The organism is Bacillus sp. FDAARGOS_1420 (genome assembly GCF_019344915.1).
GTDB classification, from domain to species: domain Bacteria; phylum Bacillota; class Bacilli; order Bacillales; family Bacillaceae_G; genus Bacillus_A; species Bacillus_A mycoides.
The window spans coordinates 1774657-1798089 of the sequence record NZ_JAHWJB010000001.1; the positions used below are offsets into that span (position 1 = coordinate 1774657).

18 protein-coding genes, 1 pseudogene and 1 other annotated feature are annotated in these 23433 nt (G+C 37.9%); of the genes and pseudogenes, 18 read left to right on the forward strand and 1 reads right to left on the reverse strand.

Annotated features, from left to right (window positions below; genetic code table 11):
- Nucleotides 1-16 precede the first annotated feature (16 nt).
- The 15 genes from I6L50_RS09480 (at nucleotide 17) to I6L50_RS34755 (ending at nucleotide 17079) form a co-directional block, all read left to right on the forward strand.
- Nucleotides 17-295 carry a head-tail connector protein gene (locus I6L50_RS09480; RefSeq protein ID WP_219300098.1) on the forward strand — a complete coding sequence of 93 codons (279 nt, stop codon included), beginning with the start codon at nucleotides 17-19 and terminating at the stop codon, nucleotides 293-295.
- Nucleotides 292-615 (forward strand): phage head closure protein, encoded by a 324-nt coding sequence (locus I6L50_RS09485; RefSeq protein ID WP_219300096.1) that lies wholly within the window; start codon nucleotides 292-294, stop codon nucleotides 613-615. Before I6L50_RS09480 ends, I6L50_RS09485 begins: the two co-directional genes overlap by 4 nt.
- The gene (locus tag I6L50_RS09490) at nucleotides 608-1042 is read left to right on the forward strand and encodes an HK97-gp10 family putative phage morphogenesis protein (RefSeq protein ID WP_219300094.1); all 435 of its coding nucleotides are present in this window, start codon (nucleotides 608-610) and stop codon (nucleotides 1040-1042) included. The genes I6L50_RS09485 and I6L50_RS09490 overlap by 8 nt, the downstream gene beginning before the upstream one ends.
- Nucleotides 1039-1398, forward strand: coding sequence for a tail completion protein gp17 (gene gp17 / locus I6L50_RS09495; RefSeq protein ID WP_219300092.1), 360 nt, complete (start codon nucleotides 1039-1041; stop codon nucleotides 1396-1398). The genes I6L50_RS09490 and gp17 overlap by 4 nt, the downstream gene beginning before the upstream one ends.
- Nucleotides 1399-2001 (forward strand): major tail protein, encoded by a 603-nt coding sequence (locus I6L50_RS09500; RefSeq protein ID WP_219300090.1) that lies wholly within the window; start codon nucleotides 1399-1401, stop codon nucleotides 1999-2001.
- Between the two features lie 50 nt (nucleotides 2002-2051).
- Entirely contained in the window at nucleotides 2052-2360 is a 309-nt protein-coding gene (gene gpG, locus I6L50_RS09505) for a phage tail assembly chaperone G (RefSeq protein ID WP_219300088.1), read from the forward strand.
- Between the two features lie 29 nt (nucleotides 2361-2389).
- The gene (locus I6L50_RS09510) at nucleotides 2390-2566 is read left to right on the forward strand and encodes a hypothetical protein (RefSeq protein WP_219300086.1); all 177 of its coding nucleotides are present in this window, start codon (nucleotides 2390-2392) and stop codon (nucleotides 2564-2566) included.
- Nucleotides 2567-2581: 15 nt separating this feature from the next.
- Nucleotides 2582-6427: a phage tail tape measure protein gene (locus tag I6L50_RS09515; RefSeq protein WP_219301199.1), complete on the forward strand. Its 3846-nt coding sequence runs from the start codon at nucleotides 2582-2584 to the stop codon at nucleotides 6425-6427.
- 14 nt (nucleotides 6428-6441) lie between these two features.
- Nucleotides 6442-7932, forward strand: coding sequence for a distal tail protein Dit (locus I6L50_RS09520; RefSeq protein ID WP_219301200.1), 1491 nt, complete (start codon nucleotides 6442-6444; stop codon nucleotides 7930-7932).
- Entirely contained in the window at nucleotides 7929-11822 is a 3894-nt protein-coding gene (locus I6L50_RS09525; RefSeq protein ID WP_219301201.1) for a phage tail spike protein, read from the forward strand. Before I6L50_RS09520 ends, I6L50_RS09525 begins: the two co-directional genes overlap by 4 nt.
- 100 nt (nucleotides 11823-11922) lie before the next feature.
- Nucleotides 11923-13779, forward strand: a complete 1857-nt coding sequence (locus tag I6L50_RS09530; RefSeq protein WP_219301202.1) for a BppU family phage baseplate upper protein — start codon at nucleotides 11923-11925, stop codon at nucleotides 13777-13779.
- 116 nt (nucleotides 13780-13895) lie between these two features.
- On the forward strand, nucleotides 13896-14120 hold the full coding sequence (locus I6L50_RS09535) for a hemolysin XhlA family protein (protein WP_219301203.1): 225 nt from the start codon (nucleotides 13896-13898) through the stop codon (nucleotides 14118-14120).
- Nucleotides 14121-14196: 76 nt separating this feature from the next.
- Nucleotides 14197-14622: a phage holin family protein gene (locus I6L50_RS09540; protein ID WP_219301204.1), complete on the forward strand. Its 426-nt coding sequence runs from the start codon at nucleotides 14197-14199 to the stop codon at nucleotides 14620-14622.
- Complete coding sequence (locus tag I6L50_RS09545) at nucleotides 14622-15326, forward strand: N-acetylmuramoyl-L-alanine amidase (RefSeq protein WP_219301205.1); 705 nt, start codon at nucleotides 14622-14624, stop codon at nucleotides 15324-15326. The genes I6L50_RS09540 and I6L50_RS09545 overlap by 1 nt, the downstream gene beginning before the upstream one ends.
- Before the next feature lie 439 nt (nucleotides 15327-15765).
- Nucleotides 15766-17079, forward strand: coding sequence for an alpha-helical endospore appendage domain-containing protein (locus tag I6L50_RS34755; RefSeq protein WP_257475364.1), 1314 nt, complete (start codon nucleotides 15766-15768; stop codon nucleotides 17077-17079).
- Nucleotides 17080-17554: 475 nt separating this feature from the next.
- Here I6L50_RS34755 and I6L50_RS09555 read toward each other — a convergent pair whose 3' ends face one another.
- Complete coding sequence (locus I6L50_RS09555) at nucleotides 17555-18646, reverse strand: cytosolic protein (RefSeq protein WP_219301206.1); 1092 nt, start codon at nucleotides 18644-18646, stop codon at nucleotides 17555-17557.
- 331 nt (nucleotides 18647-18977) lie between these two features.
- Here I6L50_RS09555 and I6L50_RS09560 point away from each other — a divergent pair.
- The 3 genes and pseudogenes from I6L50_RS09560 to leuS all read left to right on the forward strand — a co-directional run.
- Nucleotides 18978-19139: pseudogene (locus I6L50_RS09560) on the forward strand (cation/H(+) antiporter); the annotation flags it as partial.
- Between the two features lie 190 nt (nucleotides 19140-19329).
- Nucleotides 19330-20523 carry an MDR family MFS transporter gene (locus I6L50_RS09565; RefSeq protein ID WP_098636412.1) on the forward strand — a complete coding sequence of 398 codons (1194 nt, stop codon included), beginning with the start codon at nucleotides 19330-19332 and terminating at the stop codon, nucleotides 20521-20523.
- A gap of 199 nt (nucleotides 20524-20722) precedes the next feature.
- Nucleotides 20723-20941, forward strand: a binding site (T-box leader).
- Between the two features lie 65 nt (nucleotides 20942-21006).
- On the forward strand, nucleotides 21007-23415 hold the full coding sequence (leuS, locus tag I6L50_RS09570; protein WP_219301207.1) for a leucine--tRNA ligase: 2409 nt from the start codon (nucleotides 21007-21009) through the stop codon (nucleotides 23413-23415).
- Nucleotides 23416-23433: the final 18 nt, after the last annotated feature.

Consider the following 23433-nt stretch of genomic DNA (forward strand, 5'->3'; position numbering starts at 1 on the left):
GTAGGAGGTGTCCTTCTTGATACTAACAGTGGAGGAAGCGAAAAAGTATCTTCGTGTGGATGGTGATGAGGAGGACGATCTTATTACATCTTTCGTAATAGCAGCTGAAATATATATCAAGAATGCCACAAGTAAAACTGTAGATTTGAAGAGCGAGCTAGCTAAATTAGCAGCTCGTATTTTAATTGCTCATTGGCATGAAAACCGTGAAGCGGTTGGAAAAGCTGAACAATTGGCATTTAGTTTGCAATCAATACTCGTTCAGTTGCAATATTGCGAGTGTGATTCTACATGAACCCAGGTAAATTAGATAAACGTCTTACATTTCAAGTAAAAGATGAGGATGCAAAGAGCCCAGACGGTGATCCAATAGATGGGTATAAAGATTCTTTTACGGTATGGGGCTCTTTTATTTTTTTAAAGGGAAGAAAATACTTGGAAGCAGCCGCAGCCAACAGTGAAGTGCAGGGTGAAACAGAAATCCGATTTCGCGCTGATGTGAATGCTGACATGAAAATCAAGTATAAGAATATGACGTATGACATTGTTTCAGTGATTCCAACTGAAAGACACATGTTATCAATTATGTGGAAGCGTGGTGGTATGAATGGGTGATGGTGTTGATTTTTTAGGATTTGACCGTCTCATTTCTGAATTAGAGCAAATGGGTCTACGTGGAGAAAAGATTGAAGATAAAGCTCTTGCAGCGGGTGGGGAACCGATTCGAAAAGCTATTTCAAAAATAGCTCCAAGGAGTGATAGCCCTAAAAAATCAACGAAAAGTGAACCGTGGCGTACAGGACAACATTTGGCTGATCATATACGGGTTACAAAAGCAAAAATGGAGGGCGGCATAAAAACGATTAAAATTGGTATAGATAAAGCGGATCGTTCCCCCTATTTCTACGGAAAGTTCTTAGAATGGGGAACGTCTAAAATGCCAGCAGAGCCATTTATAGAACCAGGTTTTAATTCTTCAAAAGAAGCAGCAATTCGTGCTATGACAGACATCTTGAAGAACGAAATGAGGCTACATGTATGATGAATTTACGCCCTGAAATTGTACAAGCTCTTGAAAAGAATCAGGAGCTTGTTTCTTTATTAGGTGGAAAACGTGTGTATTATCGTAAAGCCAAAAACGCTGAAGAGTTTCCACGTATAACGTTTTTTGAATTAGACAATAGGCCAGATGGATTTGCAGATAATGAGGAAAGTGAAAGTGAAATCACATTCCAAATCGATATTTGGTCAAAGGGTAGTACAACAGCGATCCATCAAAAAGTGAATGAAATCATGAAAAGGATTGGTTTCTCACGTTATGCGGTAGCTGATTTATATGAAGAGGATACACAAATTTTTCATTATGCGATGCGATTTGCAAAAGGAGTGGAGTTATAGATGGCTGGAGAAGTGATTAAAATTAGTTCGACTGTCGGGGTAGATAACCTTGTTTACGCAAAAATATTGAAAGATGATACGACAGGTGTTCAATACAGTGCAGTAAAGGAAATGGAAGGCGCTGTAAAGGTTAAAACGTCAAAAAAGGTATCTTCCGAAATTATGTGGAGTGATAATAAAAAGTCTGAAATAGCGGAATCTGATGGGGAAATAGAAGTAGAAATCGAACTTCGTAGCATTTCGTTATCCACAAAAGCAGATATTGAAGGATATCCAGAAGTGAAAGATGGCGTATTAGACGAAAAGCGTGAGGGTGAAAAGCCGTATCTAGCAATTGGATGGCGTTTTTTAAAGGTGAACGGAAAATATCGATATGTGTGGCTATTAAAAGGGAAACTTTCGCAAGAGGAAGAAGAAGGCGAAACGAAGAAAGATAAAGCAAACTTCCAAACAACGAAACTAAAAGGGTCATTTATTGAGCGTGACTTTGATGATAGACCAAAATTCACAGCGGATGCAGATGAACCTACATTCACAAAAGTTATCGGAGATAACTGGTTTAAGAAAGTATATGAAAAGGCAGTAACACCATCACCAAAATAAACGAAATAGAGGGAGGCTCTCTCTATTTTTTTTTACAGGAGGAAGAAGCGATGAAATTATCTTTACTAATCGATGGAGAAAACCAAATTTTTAATATGCCGAAATTTATACCGGCACGTCTTATACGCCAAGCTCCTGAGCTTGCGGATATTCCAAACAATCCAGGTCCAGAAGATATGGATAAAATGGTTCAATATGTAGTAAAGGTGTATGGTGAACAATTTACACTAGATCAATATTGGGATGGTATTGACGTTCGTAAGTTTTTATCGACAACGACAGAAGTCATTAATGCGATTATTCATGAAACTGTGGAAGCGGCTGGTGGTACAGGGGCAGAAGCAAGCCCAAACGCGTAGAGGGAGGAGAGCTAACGTTCCGTGAATTTATGGATGAGCTCTACCTCTCTTTATTACGTCAAGGATATAAACATCATCATATTGATAACGAAATGGATATTTGGCATTATTTACGGTTAAATCAGAAATATCGTGAACAAGAGAATTCAAATCGTGAAAATCAGCATGCAAATGAAATAGAAGTTCCAGCTGAAAATATTATTTAATGAGAGGGTGAGACGATGGCAAATGAAATGAATAATTTGGTCGTTAGGCTTTCCCTCGATAACGTAAATTTCCGACAAGGCATTGCAAATTCAGGACGTGCGGTAAAGATATTACAGAATGAATTGAAGTCTGTAAGTACAGGTATGGGTGGTTTCGCTAGTGCTAGTCAACAAACACAAGCGAAAATGAACACACTCAGTAGACTTATTGATGCACAAAAAGAAAAAGTGAAAGCATTACGACAAGCCTATGATCAAAATAAGGCTAAATTAGGTGAGAATGATGCAGCAACCCAGCGATACGCTTCACAAGTGAATAAAGCAGTTGCTGATTTAAATAGATTTGAAAATGAATTAAAGCAAGTAAATAAGCAAGCTGAACAAAAAGGGATGGATACATTAAATCATTCTTTACAATCCCTACAGGCTGAATTTCAGTCTATTACAACAGGCATGGGCGGTTTTTTTCATGCGACTGAACAAACAAGAGCTAAAGTTGATGTTTTATCTCGTACGGTAGATAAACAAAAAGAAAAAATGAGGGAACTTCAACAAGCCTATCATCGCGCTAAAACAGAAGAAGGCGAAGCGAGTCAATCAGCACAAAGATACGCTGAACAAATTCATCGGGCAACAGCTGAACTGAATCGATTTGAAACTGGATTACAGCAGTCAAATCGTGAACTAGAACAACAAGGCAATCGTCTATTGAACTTCGGTAATCGCATGGAGACATTAGGTAATCATTTGCAAAATGCCGGTATGCAGATCGGCATGGTATTTGGTGGTATGACGTATGCAATTGGTCGAGGTTTAAAATCAGCTGTGGAAGAATCTATGAACTTTGAGCAACAGATGGCTAACATAAAAGCGGTATCTGGTGCGACAGGACAAGAAATGAGTAAGCTCTCCGAATTAGCTGTTAAATATGGGGAAGATACGAAATATTCTTCTGTAGAAGCCGGAAAAGGGATTGAAGAATTAATAAAAGCTGGTGTTGGCTTAACGGATATCATTGATGGCGGATTAGAAGGAGCCCTAAGCTTAGCGGCCGCTGGTGAATTAGAACTAGGAGAAGCAGCCGAAATTGCTTCAACCGCTTTAAATGCATTTAAAAGGGATGGTTTAAGTGTGACAGATGCAGCTAACTTACTTGCAGGTGCAGCTAACGCGTCAGCTACTGATGTACATGAATTAAAATATGGTCTATCAGCTTCTGCGGCGGTTGCAGCAGGAGCTGGTATGACATTTAGAGATACAGCAACAGCTTTAGCTGTATTTGCTCAAAATGGTTTAAAAGGTTCTGATGCAGGTACGTCTTTAAAGACGATGCTTATGCGCTTGAATCCTTCAACTAAAGAAGCGTATAACAAGATGGCAGATTTGGGTCTTATCACTTATAATGCGCAGGCGGGATTTGATTTCTTGGTTAAAAACGGGATCACACCAGCATCTAGAAGTGTAGGAGATATTGAAGTTGCATTAGAGAAATATGTAATGAAATCTGAAGGCGTTACGAAATGGAATGATAAATGTGATACGACATTCCGTGAGTTAGCAACAAGTTCGGCTTTCTTATCATCAAAATTCTACGATCAACAAGGGCATATACAAAGTCTAGAAAATATATCTGGAATTCTTCATGAATCCATGAAAGGTTTAACAGACCAACAACGAAGTATGGCTTTAGAGACGTTATTTGGTTCAGACGCAGTTCGTGGCGCAACGATTTTATTTAACGAAGGTTCACAAGGTGTAAATAAAATGTATACCGAGATGTCTAAAGTAACCGCTTTGGAGACAGCGAACACGAAAATGAACACGTTGAAAGGCCGCATCGAACAATTAAGTGGAGCATTTGACACAATGAAAAAGACAATTGGTGATGCACTCGCCCCTGTGATTAGTGCTTTTGTGGGTGGCTTACAAAAACTTGTGGATGGATTTAATGCACTTCCAGGACCTATACAGAAGGCAATCGCAATTACAGGTGGTATTGTTCTTGCTTTAACGGCTATTGCAACAGGTATTGGAGTGGTTCTAGCAGCAGTTGGAATGGTGGTTTCAGGGATTGGTTCTTTGGCAGTAGCGATGGGTGTAGCTACAGCAGCTACTAGTGTAACAGGTGCAGTTTTAGGAATAGTAGCCGCAGCGTTAGGACCAGTAGCAATTGCTCTAGGCGTGGTAGCCGCCGCCGTGGGTGTTGGCGTTCTAGCCTATAAAGGGTATCAAAAAGCAACCGAGGACAGCATTGCTTCAGTAGATCGATTTACTACAAATACAGAAGGTAAAGTAAGTTCTTCCACAAAGAAAGTTTTAGGGGAGTATTTCAAGTTATCGGATGGTATTAGACAAAAGTTAACTGACATTAGACTAAACCATGAAGTAATAACAGAAGAACAGTCGCAAAAGCTCATTGGACAGTATGACAAATTGGCTAACACGATTATAGAAAAAACAAACGCAAGACAACAAAAAGAAATTGAAGGACTTAAAAAGTTCTTTTCTGATTCATATGTTTTAACTTCTGAAGAAGAAAACAAGAGGATGGAACAACTGAATCAACGTTACGAGGAAGAAAAACTAAAAACACAAGAAAAAGAAAATAAAATCAAAGAAATCCTACAAACAGCAGCTAGAGAAAATAGAGAGTTAACAACATCAGAACGAATTTTCTTACAGGCTTTACAAGATGAAATGGACAGAGTTGCTGTTGAACATATGTCTAAAAACCAAATGGAACAAAAGGTTATCCTGGAAAATATGCGAGTGCAAGCTAGTGAAATATCGGCTAGACAAGCAGCTGAAGTTGTCCAACACAGTGCGGAGACCAGAGATAAAGTAATAGCTGATGCAAAGAAAACTCGTGATGATAAAATTGCAGAGGCTATTCGACAACGAGATGAAAATAAAACGATTAATACTGAAGAGGCAAATGCAATTATTGCTGAAGCAAAACGCCAGTATGATAGCACAGTTTCCACGGCAAAAGATAAACATACTGAAGTTGTGAATGAAGCGAAAGCACAAGCTGGTGAGCATGCAAATCAAGTAGATTGGGAAACAGGTCAGATCAAGTCAAAATACCAAGAAATGAAAGATAATGTAGTTCGAAAAATGCAAGAAACTTGGTCAGGTATAAAAAATTGGTGGGAAGAAACAAAAAAATCTACAAGTAGTACAGTTGAAGAAGTTAAAAATATAGTTTCAAGGAAATTTGAAGAAAAGAAAAAATCTGTTACGGATAAAATGAAAGAAATCCAAAGTGGAATTGAAGAAAAATGGAACACAGTTGAAAAATTCTTCAGCACTATAAACCTACGTTCCATTGGTAAATCAATTATAGAGGGGCTTGAAAATGGATTAGATGATGCAACAGGTGGCTTATATCGTAAGGCGAAAAGCATTGCTGGAGAGATTAAAAAGACTATTTCTGGAGCGCTTGAAGTAAATAGTCCATCAAAAGTAATGATACCTATTGGTAGCGCTGTTCCAGAAGGCGTTGGAGTAGGTATAGATCGCGGGAAGCGTTTTGTTGTGGATGCAGCAAAAAATGTAGTTGGAACCGTTAAGAAGCAAATGGGAAATATGCCATCTGTTTTTGATTTTGGATTCCAAACTTCTCATTATAGTGTCCCAAATGATGCGGTAAGTGGTTTAACAAATTATATGCAGCCTACTATTCCTAATAACTCGGCTACTAGTAAAAAGGTATTCCAAAACAGACGACCTGAAGAAAAAGAACTAAATCTTACATTGAATATGACAAACGTTTTAGATGGGAAAGAGTTAGCAGGTGGAACTTATAGGTATACTACAGAACTTCAAGATCGTGATCGACAACGAAAAGAGCAATTTTAAGGACGGTGATATTTTTGGGTAAACTAAGTTTTACATTTAATACTATTCGCAAAGATTATATTCAAATGCTTGTAGGGAGGAAACGTCCTTCATGGGCTCCAATTAAAAGAAATCTTGTCAGAGTTCCTCATCGTCCAGGGGCTTTTTTTATTCATACAGAAACGGAGGAGCGTCGTATTGACGTTCCTCTTGTTATTAAGGCTAAAAAGGATATGGCAGACTTGCAAAAGATAAAGGAAGATTTGGCGAATTGGTTATATACAGAGCAACCAGCTGAACTTATTTTTGATGATGAGTTAGATCGAACATATCTTGCTTTTATTGATGGTTCACTAGATTTGGATGAACTAGTGAATAGGGGGAAGGGTGTTATTACTTTCGTTTGCCCTATGCCTTATAAATTAGGAAAAGTACAGACTCAAACATTCACGCAAAATTGGTCCACAGAAATCACGTCTAATTTCACGAATAAAGGTAGTGTAGAAACACCAGCATTAATTGAAATGATTGCAAAAAAGCCAAGCACTTTTTTAGATGTATGGTTTGGAGAATATCCACATAATCGTGATTATTTTAGAATTGGCTATCCTCTCACTGTGGAAGAAACAACAGTACAAGAACGAGAAAGAGTAATGTGGGATGAAATGACTACAGCTGTAGGATGGACTCCTGTTACTGGAGTTTTTGATGACATGAAAGGTACAGGTAGTTTTAAATCAAGGGACGGTTACGCATTGTATTGTCAAGATTACGGACAAGAGAAAGGATTCCACGGTGCAATTGCTAAGAAAAATATTCCAGGTGGACCGTTACAAGATTTTGAAATGGAGACTTGGGTGCGTTTGAAGTCCAAAAGTATTGGGGAAATGGGCCGTGTAGAGGTACTTCTTTTAGATGATACAAGTAATATCGTTACGCGAATTAACATGAATGATTTATATTGGGATGCTGAAATGACGAAAGCATACATGCGTATTGGACATGCAGGAACGCCTAACAGTATACGAAAATTAGTAGATACAAGTGGGGCACATCCTAATACATTTAATCAATTTTACGGTAGGTTACGTATTGCAAGGCGTGGAAAAGAGTGGTCTGTTTATGTAGCCCGTTTTAGAGATGGTACAGAAATAGATGACGCTTCGCTTGTTGAACGTTGGATTGATGAAACCGGAAATCCAATGACAGAACGAAAAATTGCACAAGTAATGATTTCAATCATGAGTTGGGATGTAAATAAACCTGTTGATGTCATGCAAATTGATGATTTAAAGATTTGGAAAGTAAACAAAGTACCTTCCAATACAAAGCCTTATATTTTCGATACCGGGGACAAAATTGTTATTGATACAGAACGAAGTCTCGTCACAATCAACGGAATAAATGCGATTAATTTAAAAGATTTTTTTAGTGATTTCCCTAAAGTAATAAGTGGCGATAATCGTATAGATATCATGCCACCAGATGTAAACGCAACAGTTAGTTATAGGGAGAGATACAGATGAGAACACCAAGCGGAATATTGCATGTTGTGGATTTCAAAACGGATCAAATTGTCTCGGCTATTCAACCACAGGGCTATTGGGGCGATAAGCGCCATTGGGAAATCAAAAACAATATTGATATGCTAGATTTCACAACTTTTGACGGAACAAAACACGCAATTACTTTGCAGCAACAAAACTTAGTTTTAAAAGAAGTCCGTGATGGACGTGTCGTTCCATATGTTATTACAGAGGCCGAGAAGGATTCTGATAAACGATCCATTACCACATATGCTTCAGGCGCTTGGGTTCAAATTGCTAAGTCTGGAATTATAAATCGACAACGGATAGAGAGCAAAACGGTTAATGAATTCATTGATATGGCACTCTTGGGAATGAAGTGGAAACGTGGAAATACTGAATACGCTGGATTCCATACCATGACCATTGATGAATTTATAGATCCGCTTACGTTTTTAAAGAAAATCGCTTCGTTATTCGATTTAGAAATTCAATATCGTGTAGAAGTGGTCGGTTCTCAAATCACTGGTTGGTATGTAGATATGGTAAAAAAGCGCGGTCAAGAAACCGGGAAAGAAATAGAGCTTGGGAAAGATTTAGTTGGAGTAAAACGTATCGAACATTCTCGTGAAATTTGCACAGCTCTTGTTGGTTTTGTACGTGGTGAAGAGGAGAAAATCATTACTGTTGAGAGTATAAATAATGGCCTTCCTTATATCACAGATAGCGATGCATTCCAACGTTGGAATGAACACGGAAAACATAAATTTGGTTTCTATACGCCAGAAACAGAAGAACAAAATATGACACCGCAACGATTAATGACTTTGATGAAAACCGAGTTTAAAAAGCGTGTAAACACATCCGTTTCTTATGAAGTTGAAGCACAGTCAATTGGTCGTGTATTCGGATTAGCTCATGAGTTAATTAATGAAGGCGACACAATCAAAATTAAAGATACAGGTTTTACACCTGAATTGTATCTTGAAGCTCGCGTTATTGCTGGCGATGAATCCTTTACTGATCCTACACAAGATAAATATGTGTTTGGTGATTATCGTGAGATTGTTGATGCAAATGAGGAATTAAGAAAGATTTACAATCGAATCCTTAGTTCATTAGGCAATAAGCAAGAAATGATAGATCAGTTAGATAAGTTGGTAAAAGAAGCTAACGAAACGGCTAGTAATGCACAGAAAGAATCAGAAGCGGCAAAAGTACTTGCTGAAAAAGTACAAGGGAACATTAAAAATAATACCGTTGAAATTATAGAATCCAAGAATCCACCAACAACAGGACTAAAGCCTTATAAAACACTTTGGCTTGATATTAGTAATGGGAAACCTGGTATTTTAAAACTTTGGAAAAATGGTATATGGGATCCTGTTGTCCCTGATGTGGAAGCGGCAAAGGGGGAAATTCAAAAAGCGGTAGATGCAGAGATTGCTAAAATACAAGTTAAAATTAATAATAAGGTTGATCAAAACTGGGTTAATGAACAAATAAAAGATAAAGCTGATAAATCTGGTGTCTTCTCCAAAGATGAAATTAGAGAAGGCTTTATTGGTAAGGAAACTTATCAAACTGACAAAGATGGCAATATTAAGAAATTCGAAGAGATTAACACCTCTTTCAATCAAACGAATGAAGCTATAAGCCAGACGGCAACTAAACAGAGTGTAACGGATTTAGGAAATAACGTTACTGGCGTTTCGAAAATAGCAAACGAAGCGAAGACTACAGCTGAAGAGAATAACCGTAAAATTACGAGTGTACAATCAAAAGTCGATAATCAAAAGATTGGCGTTCGAAATACATTTCTTAAAACGAGTGATCTCAAACATACGGCAACAAACCCTGGGACTGATGGCTCAAGCGTTAGATTAGAAGCGACGAACGAAGTTAAATATAGAAATAAAGAATTCGTTATTTCGTTCCTAGTCGACGGTAAAATAACAGCCCTTGGAGCAACTAAGAAATGGATGGGCATAGAAGTCGTTGTGGAGTATATAGATGCTTCAAAAGATTATTTATCCGGAAACATTGTTAGTTCTTTGAAACTAAATACCGATTATAAAAATGAAACATTCTTTTCTGTCATAAAGATAAAGGATAAAGATGTGAAATCTGTATACGGAAGTGTTGTTTTACGAGATTTTACAGGTACTCTTACAATTCATCATCCACAACTAAATGAAGGAAATGTATATATTCCGTGGCAACCAGCACCAGAGGACCAAGTTTCCGTTAAAGAATATACTACTAAAACAACTGAAATTACAGAAAGTGTTAATGGCATAAAAGAAAATATAACAAAAGTTGAACAAAATCAAACTGGATTTGATAAACGTGTTACTACTGTAGAGAAAACATCAGAAAGTATTAAACAAAATGTTACTAGCTTACAAGAAATACAAACAAATCAAGGGAAGCAGTTACAAGAAGCAAAGGCTGGATGGGAAAATACTGCAAAAGCACTTGAAGGTAAAGTTGAGATTAAACAAGTAGAGAATTATGTCGCTGGATTTAAGATACCTGATTTAAAGCAAACTGTTGATCAGAATAAAAAAGATTTACTTGGCGAGTTATCGAACAAGCTTGCGACAGAACAATTTAATCAAAAAATGACTCTGATCGATAACCGTTTTAGCATCAATGAACAAGGTATTAATGCGGCAGCCAAAAAAACAGAGGTATACACAAAAGACCAAGCAAACGGGCAATTCGCTACAGATTCCTATGTAAGAGATATGGAGTCACGACTTCAGCTAACAGAAAAAGGCGTTAGCATATCAGTAAAAGAAAATGATGTAATTGCAGCCTTTAATATGAGTAAAGAAAATATTAAGCTAAATGCGGCAAGAATAGATTTAGTCGGAAAAGTGAAAGCAGAGTGGTTAATGGCAGGTTTGTTAAGTGGTTGCAAAATTAGAACATCAAATACCAATAACTATGTAAGCTTAGATGACCAGTTTTTACGTCTATATGAAAGTGGTGTCCCTAGAGCGTTTCTTGGATATTATCGAAGACGAGACGGTGCAGTACAACCAACTTTCATCTTAGGAACAGATGAAAAAACTAGCGCTCCTGAAGGTGCTTTATTTATATCCCAAATGGGGACCGGATGGCCTCAAGCTAGTGCGAACATTGGTATTACTGATGACATAGTTGATAGTGAGATAAGAAAATCTGTGTTTTGGGAGCTTAACAGAAACGGAATTAGTGTTCTACACGCAAACGACTATCATGCTCTTTATGCCGGAAATGGAAACTGGCATTTCAGACGAGGAAAAAGTGGTCTATATCAATCTACATTAGCAATCGAAGATAATAGCTCAGATGCAGATGTAAGATTACCTACTATCACATTACGTAATAGCCGTGTAGCAGGATATACCGGAGTTCTCCAAGTTAAGTCGCCTGTTACTCAAAATGGATGGGGAGCTGTTCAAGGTAACTTTATGAGTCCTTCGCTACGTGAGTACAAATCTAACATCCGAGATGTATCCTTTTCTGCTTTAGAAAAAATTAGAAATGTTAGAGTAAGAGAATTTAACTATAAGAACGCGGTAAATGAGCTTTACAAAATGAGAGAAGAGAAAGATCCCAATGATCCACCAGTAACAACGCAAGATATAAAAAAGTATTATGGAGCAATTGTAGATGAATCTGATGAAGCATTTGTGGATGAAAGTGGGAAAGGGATTCACTTGTATTCATACGCATCACTTACTATAAAAGCTTTACAAGAACTTGAAGAAGTTCAAAATGAGAAAATACAAGAAAACGAGAGGAAGCATAAGGCAGAAATTACATCAATGAACAGAAAAATAGCAACATTAGAAGAGTTAGTTCAAAAATTAATTGATAAGAAACCAGAGCAACCATAAGCATAAGCTGGTCTTTTTTAATTTGTATAAAATACGGGTTGTATAACAAAAGAGGGACGAATAACTGTCTCTTTTTTTATATAGATGAGGAGGAAAGAGGATGAATCGTTCCTATGAAATTACTGTGGATATGCGAAAAGAAAACTGTATGTATGATATAGAATTTTCTCAAAATAACTTGAACACTTCAGAATTAATAATAAACATTAAGGAAGATGAAGAACCTTTTATTTTACAAGATACAGATACAATTATCGTAGCATTCAAGAAGCCAGATCAGACATTGGTGTTTCAAAGCGAAAATGTAAAGATGCTAGGTAAAACAAATGGAAAAATAAGTGTTGTATTGACCACGCAAACTCTTGTCAAAGTAGGTACGGTACAAGGGGAAATATCGATTGAACGAGAAGAATCTGGTATAAAAAAGCGAGTCAGTACCTACCCTTTCTATTTCAAGGTGAGAGATTCGTTATTGGCAGATGAAACGATTGAATCGAAAAATGAATTTCAGCTTTTTGAAAAGATTATTCAAGCTGGGAAGACATTAGAAGGAGTGGATGTAACTACAATTACAGACTTCCTTCCGAATCAACGGGATTTTATTGCATTACTTCGGAACCATAACACTTCATCTAACATGTATACACGTATTGTAGGGGACCGTACACTGGATATACTGATACCACTTCGTGGGAACAAGGTGGCCCATTACACGTTGCGTAAAGATACAAAAGATGACTATGTAAAATTAGAAGATTGTGCGATTTCAAATTTGAGTGTTATAGCCCAGAAGGTGAATGCAATCAACTATACAAGCGATACAGGAGCCGTGCAAAAGGCGAATCTGCCAAACTATTACACGACTACAGTAGGTGATACATTCACATTTACTTTTGAAGGAACAGGCTTTGACTTCCAGCACTTTACCGATAACAGGGGTGGTGTATGGGAGTTTAAAGTAGATGGTCATGTTATCAAAACAGTAAGTACACATATGAACGCAGTACCATCCAATGAATTGAAAGTGAACTATGGTATTCGCCCAGTTGCACGGGGGTTAGCAAAAGGAACACATACGGTCGTAGCAACTTTCAAAGGTGACGATCCAGCAAATCCACCAGTGGGTGGAGCAAATACATCCCGTGGATGGGTGAAAAATGATACTGGTTATGTACAAGCAGCAGAAGCACATAAGACAGCCTTACTTTATGATGACCTACTAAATCCAGTTAAAGAGGTAGACTTACTGGTACCGTTTTCTAATAAAGAATTCGCATTTCGTATGAAACCAAATGGTTCATCTGTAGCAGCCGAATGGATACCAGAACATCGTGCAGCAACTGTGTTCAAAACAAGCCAAAAGATGTATGTGGATGATAAAGAAATAACATCATGGGGACCAGAAACGACAATAAAAGAAGCGCAAATGGTAAGAGCGGTTCAATCTATGAAAGGATTCCATCCTTCTGATCTAACGAATGCATTATGTGAGATTTATTCTGTTCATACTGTTACAAATCAAGGTGTGACGTTTGATATAAAAGTAAAATGGTTACAAGATACTTTCATAGAAGATGGTTATATAGCCATGCTTCCGGGGAGCCGTCCATTTGTAGAGAAATTGGTAGATGCGACAGGGAAATCCTTTGAAACGCTTGTAGCTGATAACAGTAGTAAAGATATTGTAAATGGCGAGAAAATGGCAAGCTATGCCATGCTAAACAAAGAAAGAGACTATGTCGTAGCCATGAAGATAAATAACGTGAATGCAAGTTTACGTAAAGGGCAAACAGGACTACGTAATCCGCTCGTATGGTTACAGCATCGAGATACCACTTTGCAGAAGCTATATCCACAAGTGTACAAAAACTGTGTAGTAAAAGCAGGTGAAACTCATCCATTTAGCGCAACATACTTCGTTGGTGAACTACCACTCGCAGCACAGTTATTGATATAAAACTTAATAAAATACGGCTTTGGTATAAAAATATCCTGCATAGATTCACAACGAATAGGGTTGTTTCATAGGATAATAGAGATTGCTTTATTAAGATGATAAAAGGATGTGAATGTATGGAAGACGTATATGTAAAAATCGACAGCCTAAAAGCAGAACAAAAAGAAATCATGCGAGATATTCGTAACCTGGAAACTCGTACAATGATAAATGAAAAAGATATTGCTACAATCAATAAGCAATTAGAAAAAATCAGTCTGAATACCACATGGATTTTACGAATTGTTATTAGTGCAATAGTTATGGCAATTTTGGGTTTGATACTCAAAGGTGGGATTTAGGTTGTTCATATAAAAGTATTTGTGAAAGAGGGACAAGTGTCTCTCTTTTTTTTATCTTGAAGAAGGAGGAAAAAATGTGGATCGTATCGATGTAGTATTAAAAGTTTTTATTGCCACTTTCGGTGGCTTTTGTGGGTATTTTTTGGGAGGGTGGGATACAACATTGCAGATTTTAGTAACTTTAGCGGTAATTGATTATGTAACAGGTATGATTGCCGCTTCAATACTTGGTCAACTCAAAAGCAAGATAGGTTTCAAAGGCATTGCCAAAAAGGTAGTGCTTTTTTTATTGATTGGAGCAGCTACGCAGGCAGATGCGGCGATTGGTAGTAATAGTGCCATTCGGGAAGCGACACTCTTTTTCTTCATGGGTAATGAATTACTTTCCATCTTAGAAAATGCTGGGCGTATGGGGATTACACTTCCACAAGCGTTGACAAATGCAGTTGAAAGTTTAGGTAGTAAGCAAAAACAAGACGATAAAAAGGGAGATGTTCAATAATGCAAATTAGAAAAAAATTAGTTGACCCAAGTAAATATGGTACGAAGTGTCCCTATACAATGAATCCTGAATTTATCACGGTTCATAACACTTACAACGATGCTTCAGCGGAAAATGAAATCGCGTATATGATTCGAAATAATAATGAGGTGTCCTTCCACATCGCAGTAGATGACAAGGAAACTGTACAAGGTATTCCTTTAGAGCGTAACGCTTGGCATTGCGGTGATGGTGGAGGGAACGGAAATCGTAAATCTATTGGGGTGGAAATTTGCTACTCTTTAAGCGGTGGAGATAGATATGATAAGGCGGAAGACAATGCGGCTATTATTGTAGCGCAACTCATGAAACAATATAACATTCCAATTAATAAAGTCCGCACGCATCAATCCTGGAGCGGAAAGTACTGCCCACATCGTATGTTAGATGAAGGACGATGGAATGCCTTTATAGAAAGGGTGCAAAATGCATATAACGGTGGTGGGAATACAGCTCTATCCACACAATCACCTAACAATGGTGTAGGTGTCGTTACAATTACAGCGGATGTATTACGTGTTCGTACTGGACCGGGAACAAATTATGATATTGTGAAAAAGGTGTACCGAGGGGAACGCTATCAATCTTGGAGCATTCAAAATGGTTGGTACAACGTTGGGGGAGATCAATGGGTATCTGGGGAGTATGTGAGGTTTGAGGAGTAATATATACTGTGTAATATGCATGTTAGCGAAGCCTAACGAATCTTGGCGAGGAACAAGGGAAGGATTTTCTCTGGTAGTAGTATGATTTGCAAGATAAATTATATAGCCCTTTTTTAGTTTGTTAACATAAAAATATGGCGGATGATTGTAGGTTTTAAAATGATCACAAGGAAGTAAGCACCTATCAATGTGCTAGCTGATATAAAAATAGTTTTGTTCATTCAGTTAATAAAATAGTAGATGAGTGCAAGAAGTACTTTGTAATCGATTTTTATTATATTTAGAAAAATGAGAAAAATGTACAAACATTATCGTATTGATCATCGTAATATGGTAGTGAGATTTATGATATTTAGTGTGAGGTAAGAAAATATGGATAGGAGGGTATTATGGCTAAGTATTATAAGTTATCTAATAGATATAAAGGAGATGTGAGATAGTGTCACAGCCTAATTTACCAAATATAACGCCGAATATTACGTTAACGCGTGATGATGCATTAAATCTGTTATTATCTTCAATAGCATTGGAAGAACTAGGGTTAGCGCATATTCTGAATGCAGAAGGGGAAAAGATACAATTTGCATTAGGGACTTTACCGGGGGTTACAGGACCTGGGGCTTCGTTGCAAGATGTTCTTAATATTAATAGCAGTGTTCAAAATACACTTGATCTGGCAATGAAAAAAGAATTACTTTTGGATTCGAAATTAAATACGATTTCAGGTATTATTTCTGGAATGACAGGAGGAACTGGAATGGGAGCAACAGGCCCGACAGGCCCGACAGGGGCAACGGGAGCAACGGGAGCAACGGGAGCAACAGGTATTCAAGGAATCCCTGGTCCAACAGGCCCTGCAGGAACCGGGGGAACAGGTAGTGGAGCAACAGGAGCAACAGGAGCAACAGGAGCAACAGGAGCAACAGGAGCAACAGGAGCAACAGGAGCAACAGGAGCAACAGGAGCAACAGGAGCAACAGGAGCAACAGGAGCAACAGGAGCAACAGGAGCAACAGGAGCAACAGGAGCAACAGGAGCAACAGGAGCAACAGGAGCAACAGGAGCAACAGGAGCAACAGGAGCAACAGGAGCAACAGGAGCAACAGGAGCAACAGGAGCAACAGGAGCAACAGGAGCAACAGGAGCAACAGGAGCAACAGGAGCAACAGGAGCAACAGGAGCAACAGGAGCAACAGGAGCAACAGGAGCAACAGGAGCAACAGGAGCAACAGGCCCAACGGGTGTTTCACCGTTAAGCGCAGGGTATTTTTATTCAACTTCAGTAACAGGACCTATTGCGAGCCCTACACCTATTCCAGGTGTGGGTAATGGAGCGTATGCCGCATCGGCAATATTGCCATTAGAACAGCCACCTATATTATTTGGCACAGGATTATCTCAAATTGCGGGTGGCAATATAGAAATTGCAAATGTAGGTACGTACACGGTGAATTATACAGTATATGGTGATGCTTACAACAATATGGTGGCCCCGCCAGTAATTGGTAGCAATGGGGTTGAAGGAATAGCAATACAATTGCTATTAAATGGTTCTGTTATTCCTGGAAGTTTAGTAATGCAAACTATAAGTGGTTTTAATACAATGGCAATAACTAATCAAATGACTATTCAAGTAACAGTGCCTAATTCAATGTTAGAGTTACAACTAAACGCTGGAAGTTCTAACTTGAATTATTTCCTAACGATACCTGGGATGACAACTAGAAGTATTGATATTGTTCAGTTAGGTTAAATGTGAATGCTTAGATTTATGAACATTCAACGGGTGCTAAATTAGATTACTATCATGAATAGAATTTTTCAGGTTTGACAGGTGAAAGATGATCAAATGAGTAACGGTTTTTTGATTGTTTAGCATAATTTTAAGTGTCTAGATTCTTTTTTTGAGCTTGTTCTGGTGTTTTAAATTTCCGCACTATGAACGAGCTCTCTTTTGTACGATTGTCAATTATGATTTTTAATAGACCTCTTCGATAAGCAAAACTTTCATGATAATACCTGTGTTGCTAATTGAAATTTTAGTTCCATAAAAAATGAAGAAACGAGATACTTTGGAACATTATGGCGTGAAAAGTTGTATAATTCCAGGTGTTTTTTGTAATTTATTTATGATTTTTTCTGAGTTTTAGGCCTAATATTCACTAAAAATACAGAATGCATTTCAATTTATGTAGTACCCATGGATAAATTATATATGCTCCTTAGTATTAATACAATCCCAATTCATCAGCATCTTCTTTAGATATTTTGTAATATACACCTGGGACAAGAGAGTGGTCTATTGTATTTGTGGATGTATTGGTTGTAATTGCTTTTTTACTGTCCTCTACAAGCCAATTATAAAAAGGTACTTTTGTATGTGGTTTTGACGCCTCAGAATCGCTCGTATCAGCTTTTTTAGGTGCTCTAGATACTTTGATGTTATCACTATAAACTTTTGTAAATAAAGCTTGTACACTGTCTGTAAGAATACCATTGTTTTTTAGGAATCTATCAATTTTACTAAGTGCATTGAATGCGAGGCGGAATAAACCTTTATCACAATTGCTACCCACACGTAAACCAAGAATAGATGCATTCGTTTTTAAAGTATCATGATAAGTTCCACCTTTGATTGTGTGGTACATCATTTCTTGGAATTCATTCACATAGTAAGTGTGGATTCTTTCAAATTCTTTTTGCACGTCGTTTTGTGCTTCTTTCAGTTCATTTTCAATGGATTCGGTTAGGGATACTCTATCACTATTTTTTTCTTGTTTTAAAGAACTAAAAGAGTTAATAGAGTTATTATAGTTAGAACACGTTTTTTCGTCCTCTATCCCTACAGCCTCAACGGTTTCATGATTTTTCTGTTCTGCAACCTGTCCTGCAGTCAGTTCTGCAATTTGTTCTGTATCCACATAAAATACTTCTTTCATGATTGTTGTGAAATAAGTATGCATTTTAAGTACAAATACATACTTATTCTTACCATCGGCTAGTCCTGCGATTACAACTTGCCCAGTTTGTTTTAATGCACGAACAGCCTCATTCACAGTTCTTACAGAACAGTCAGCTTTACTTGCTAATGTTTCTGCAGAAATTTTGCATATGCCACTTCCAGAAAGTAAATAAATAATATGATTCATTACATCTTTTCGTTTAGAACGCATAGGAAATAAACTCTCAAAGCTTTGATTATTATCATTGACACGTTTTCTAATGGTTTTAATAATTTCACTTTTATTGTGAGAACATAATTTGTTTACTTGCATATATTTTTGAACATCTTTATTGTAGGCTGTGAATTTTTTCTTCATCATATTAGGCTCCTTTGTATAAACAAAAAAGCAACAGAATGCCAAATGTAAGCAAACTGTTGCTAGGAGCCCTTACGTACGGTAAAATAGTGCGTGAGGGTACAGCAGGTGTTTGCCTAGTTGGTTAGGCGGACGGTTAATAAAGTGTACCACCACTTTATTAACACGCTGTGCTCTTTTATTTTTTGTTAGTTTTATTTTGAATTTTTGAGGTAACAAATTGGTCACAAACAACCAGAAAAGTGTTGCCATTTATAATTTTCGATATAGTACAAAACTGCGTAGTGCAGCTATTTGTTGCGTTTTTTGGAAATTAAAGTTTTATAGATTATTAATGGCAACGATTAAACCATTCTCAGCTTTATATGTTTTAATATTGGCGTCGCTAGGGCCATTATTAACGAAGGAGTCTGGGAGAATATACTCTCTACTAGACAAAATATTTAAATGGAGTGCTAAAGAAAGTGCAAAACGTAAAAAGGAAGTTGGATAACCTTTCGCGAGGGAACGATTCCATTATTTGTAGATTAATATTGTACAAAGACGATTAGAATACATTCTAATCGTCTTTGTACTATTATCTGAATTTCATCAACTATTAATCAGTTGCCTTCCTATTTAAAAACGACTACAATTTTACTGTTATATATATGAACGAAAAAAAGAGAATAGGAGGGGAGACTATGCCAAGGAAAGTATGGCTATTAGTAGCTGGGATGATTATTAATGTCACGGGTGCTTCTTTTTTATGGCCTTTTAATACAATTTACTTACATGATAGTTTAGGGAAATCTTTATCAGTAGCCGGAATGGTATTAATGATCAACTCGCTTACTGGTGTAATCGGAAACTTGCTCGGCGGTGTTTTATTTGATAAATGGGGCGGTTATAAATCAATTTTAGTAGGGATTGTCATTACACTTGTATCGATTTTAGGTCTTGTATTTTTCCATGGTTGGCCATTATATGTTGTGTGGCTAGCATTAATCGGATTCGGTTCTGGAATGGTGTTTCCATCGATGTATGCGATGGTCGGTACGGTTTGGCCAGAAGGCGGGAGACGAGCGTTCAATGCAATGTATGTTGGACAAAACGTTGGGATTGCGATTGGAACAGCGTGCGGTGGATTAGTTGCGTCTTATCGTTTTGATTATATTTTCTTAGCGAACTTTATTTTATATTTTATTTTCTTCTTAATTGCGTTTATTGGATTTCGTGGTATGGAAGCAAAAAAAGAGCAAGAGGTACAAAAAGAAGCCGAAACGAAAAAAGGTTGGTCACTTACACCTGGCTTCAAAGCGCTTCTAATCGTATGTGTAGCATATGCTTTATGCTGGGTTACATACGTACAGTGGCAAGGGGCAATTGCGACTCATATGCGAGAATTAGATATTAGCCTCCGCCATTATAGTTTATTATGGACGATAAACGGAGCGATGATTGTTTGTGCGCAGCCACTTGTTAGTATGTTAATTCGCTGGATGAAGCGTTCTTTAAAACAACAAATTATGATTGGAATTATCATTTTTGCGGCGTCGTTTATTGTTTTAAGTCAAGCGCAGCAATTTACGATGTTTCTCGTTGCGATGGTGACATTAACAATTGGTGAATTATTCGTATGGCCGGCAGTTCCGACCATCGCAAATATACTTGCACCGAAAGATAAGCTAGGATTTTATCAAGGTGTTGTAAATAGCGCAGCGACTGTAGGGAAAATGTTCGGACCGGTCGTTGGCGGAGCGATTGTTGACTTATACAATATGGAAGTATTGTTTATTGCGATCATGGTAATGCTTGTAGTAGCGCTTATAGCAACGAGTATTTATGATAGACGAGTAAAAGTAGAAGAAACAGTTGAAGAAAAAATTGCAGTTTAGTTTGACGGAACATGCAACATGTTTTAGAATATATTTAAATAAATAGTAATAAAATATCCTTTGGAACAAGGGAGTTAGCTCGGCTGTCCTAAGACGAATTCGTTAGTTAGCAAGAGTAACGATTAACCGAGAAGCCCCCCGCTTCAAGTAAGCTCTTAAGAGATACTAAGTGGTGGGTAGTTCACATTAACTCATATTTGTAATAACAGTGAGAAGGAGTAGTAGTAATAGAAGCTGGTTTAGAGAGTTGACGGTCGGTGCAAGTCAATCCACGTTTCGTTATGAACTCGCCTTTGAGTTGCAGTTGTGAAATCATTAGTAGCAATTGCCGTTAATCCACGTTACGGATCTAAGCGAATGTATTTATTACATTAATTTAGGGTGGTACCGCGGGAATCTATAACCTCTCGTTCCTTTCTAGGGATGAGAGGTTTTTTGTATTTTGGGCGGTGAAAATAAATAGAATTTCAAGGAGGGTATCTCATGAGCTTTAATCATCAAGAAATTGAGAAGAAGTGGCAAGGGCATTGGGAAGAGAATAAAACATTCCGTACGCCAGATGAAACAGAAAAACCAAAATTTTATGCACTAGATATGTTCCCATATCCATCAGGTGCAGGCTTACACGTAGGTCATCCAGAAGGTTATACAGCGACAGATATTTTATCTCGTATGAAGCGTATGCAAGGATATAACGTTCTTCATCCAATGGGATGGGATGCATTCGGTCTTCCAGCAGAGCAATATGCACTTGATACTGGGAACAGCCCGGCTGAATTTACAGAGCTTAATATTAATACGTTCCGTAATCAAATTAAAGCATTAGGCTTCTCTTACGATTGGGATCGTGAAGTAAATACAACAGATCCAACCTACTACAAGTGGACACAATGGATCTTCCTAAAACTATTTGAAAAAGGTTTAGCTTACGTTGATGAAGTACCTGTAAACTGGTGCCCAGCACTTGGTACAGTACTTGCAAACGAAGAAATCATTGACGGTAAGAGTGAGCGCGGTGGACATCCAGTTGAGCGTCGTCCGATGAGACAGTGGATGTTAAAAATTACAGCTTACGGAGATCGTCTATTAGAAGATCTAGATGAGCTTAATTGGCCAGAAAGCTTAAAAGACATGCAACGTAACTGGATCGGTCGTTCTGAAGGTGCAGAAGTACACTTCAACATCGACGGTACAGATGAGAAGTTCACAGTTTTCACAACGCGTCCTGATACACTATTTGGTGCAACATACTGTGTACTTGCTCCGGAACATGCACTTGTTGCAGAAATTACAACACCAGAACAAAAAGAAGCTGTAGAAGCTTACATTAATTCTGTAAAAATGAAGAGTGATTTAGAGCGTACAGAACTTGCGAAAGAGAAAACTGGTGTATTCACTGGTGCTTACGCAGTTAACCCAGTAAACGGTGAGAAATTACCAATCTGGATCGCTGATTATGTACTTGCAACTTACGGAACAGGTGCTGTAATGGCAGTTCCAGCTCACGATGAGCGTGACTATGAATTCGCATCAACGTTCAATCTTCCAATGAAGGAAGTTGTAAAAGGCGGAGACATTTCGAAAGAAGCATATACAGGTGATGGTGCGCACGTAAACTCAGCATTCCTTGATGGTTTAAATAAAGAAGAAGCAATTGTAAAAATGATTGAGTGGCTTGAAGTAACAAGCGCAGGAAATCAAAAAGTAACGTACCGTCTACGTGACTGGTTATTTAGTCGCCAACGTTACTGGGGTGAGCCAATTCCAGTAATCCACTGGGAAGATGGTACAATGACAGCTGTGAAAGAAGAAGAATTACCATTAGTTCTTCCGAAAACAGAGAATATTCGTCCTTCAGGTACAGGTGAATCACCACTTGCAAACATTGAAGAGTGGGTCAATGTTGTCGATCCTGAAACTGGTAAAAAAGGTCGTCGTGAAACAAATACAATGCCGCAATGGGCTGGTAGCTGCTGGTACTACCTACGCTACATCGATCCAAACAACAGCGAAGCACTTGTAGACCCTGAAAAAGTAAAACAATGGCTTCCGGTTGATATTTATATCGGCGGAGCAGAGCACGCAGTACTTCACTTACTATATGCTCGTTTCTGGCATAAAGTATTATATGATATCGGTGTAGTTCCAACGAAAGAACCGTTCCAACAATTATTCAACCAAGGTATGATCTTAGGTGAAAACAACGAGAAAATGAGTAAATCAAAAGGTAACGTTGTAAATCCTGATGATATCGTAGCAAGCCATGGTGCAGATACACTTCGTCTATACGAAATGTTCATGGGACCATTAGATGCTTCAATCGCTTGGTCTGAAAATGGTCTTGACGGAGCTCGTCGCTTCCTAGACCGCGTATGGCGCCTATTCATTCAAGAGAACGGTGAATTAAGTGAGAAAATTACTGATGCACCAAACAAAGATCTTGAAAAAGCTTACCACCAAACAGTGAAGAAAGTAACAGAAGACTATGCAGAGCTTCGCTTCAACACAGCGATTTCTCAAATGATGGTATTCATCAACGATGCATACAAAGCTGAAACACTTCCGAAAGAATATGTAGAAGGTTTCGTAAAAATGATTGCACCAGTTGCACCTCACATCGGGGAAGAACTATGGAGCAAACTTGGATACAGTGAAACAATCACATATGCAAGCTGGCCAACATTTGATGAGTCTAAACTTGTAGAAGATGAAGTTGAAATCGTTGTTCAAATTATGGGCAAAGTTCGCACAAAACTAACAATGAGTAAAGACGCATCAAAAGAAGAAATGGAACAACTTGCCCTTGAGGCAATCAAAGAACAAATTGAAGGGAAAACAGTTCGTAAAGTAATTGTTGTTCCTGGAAAACTTGTTAACGTTGTTGCAAACTAATTAATTATTAATAAAAGC

What these genes read in the sequence shown, in the direction of transcription:
- I6L50_RS09485 (WP_219300096.1), top strand. Translation starts at nt 292, where the DNA reads ATGAACCCAGGTAAATTAGATAAACGTCTTACATTTCAAGTAAAAGAT.
- I6L50_RS09490 (WP_219300094.1), top strand. Translation starts at nt 608, where the DNA reads ATGGGTGATGGTGTTGATTTTTTAGGATTTGACCGTCTCATTTCTGAA.
- gp17 (WP_219300092.1), top strand. Translation starts at nt 1,039, where the DNA reads ATGATGAATTTACGCCCTGAAATTGTACAAGCTCTTGAAAAGAATCAG.
- I6L50_RS09500 (WP_219300090.1), top strand. Translation starts at nt 1,399, where the DNA reads ATGGCTGGAGAAGTGATTAAAATTAGTTCGACTGTCGGGGTAGATAAC.
- gpG (WP_219300088.1), top strand. Translation starts at nt 2,052, where the DNA reads ATGAAATTATCTTTACTAATCGATGGAGAAAACCAAATTTTTAATATG.
- I6L50_RS09510 (WP_219300086.1), top strand. Translation starts at nt 2,390, where the DNA reads ATGGATGAGCTCTACCTCTCTTTATTACGTCAAGGATATAAACATCAT.
- I6L50_RS09515 (WP_219301199.1), top strand. Translation starts at nt 2,582, where the DNA reads ATGGCAAATGAAATGAATAATTTGGTCGTTAGGCTTTCCCTCGATAAC.
- I6L50_RS09525 (WP_219301201.1), top strand. Translation starts at nt 7,929, where the DNA reads ATGAGAACACCAAGCGGAATATTGCATGTTGTGGATTTCAAAACGGAT.
- I6L50_RS09530 (WP_219301202.1), top strand. Translation starts at nt 11,923, where the DNA reads ATGAATCGTTCCTATGAAATTACTGTGGATATGCGAAAAGAAAACTGT.
- I6L50_RS09535 (WP_219301203.1), top strand. Translation starts at nt 13,896, where the DNA reads ATGGAAGACGTATATGTAAAAATCGACAGCCTAAAAGCAGAACAAAAA.
- I6L50_RS09545 (WP_219301205.1), top strand. Translation starts at nt 14,622, where the DNA reads ATGCAAATTAGAAAAAAATTAGTTGACCCAAGTAAATATGGTACGAAG.
- I6L50_RS09555 (WP_219301206.1), bottom strand. Translation starts at nt 18,646, where the DNA reads ATGAAGAAAAAATTCACAGCCTACAATAAAGATGTTCAAAAATATATG.
- I6L50_RS09565 (WP_098636412.1), top strand. Translation starts at nt 19,330, where the DNA reads ATGCCAAGGAAAGTATGGCTATTAGTAGCTGGGATGATTATTAATGTC.
- leuS (WP_219301207.1), top strand. Translation starts at nt 21,007, where the DNA reads ATGAGCTTTAATCATCAAGAAATTGAGAAGAAGTGGCAAGGGCATTGG.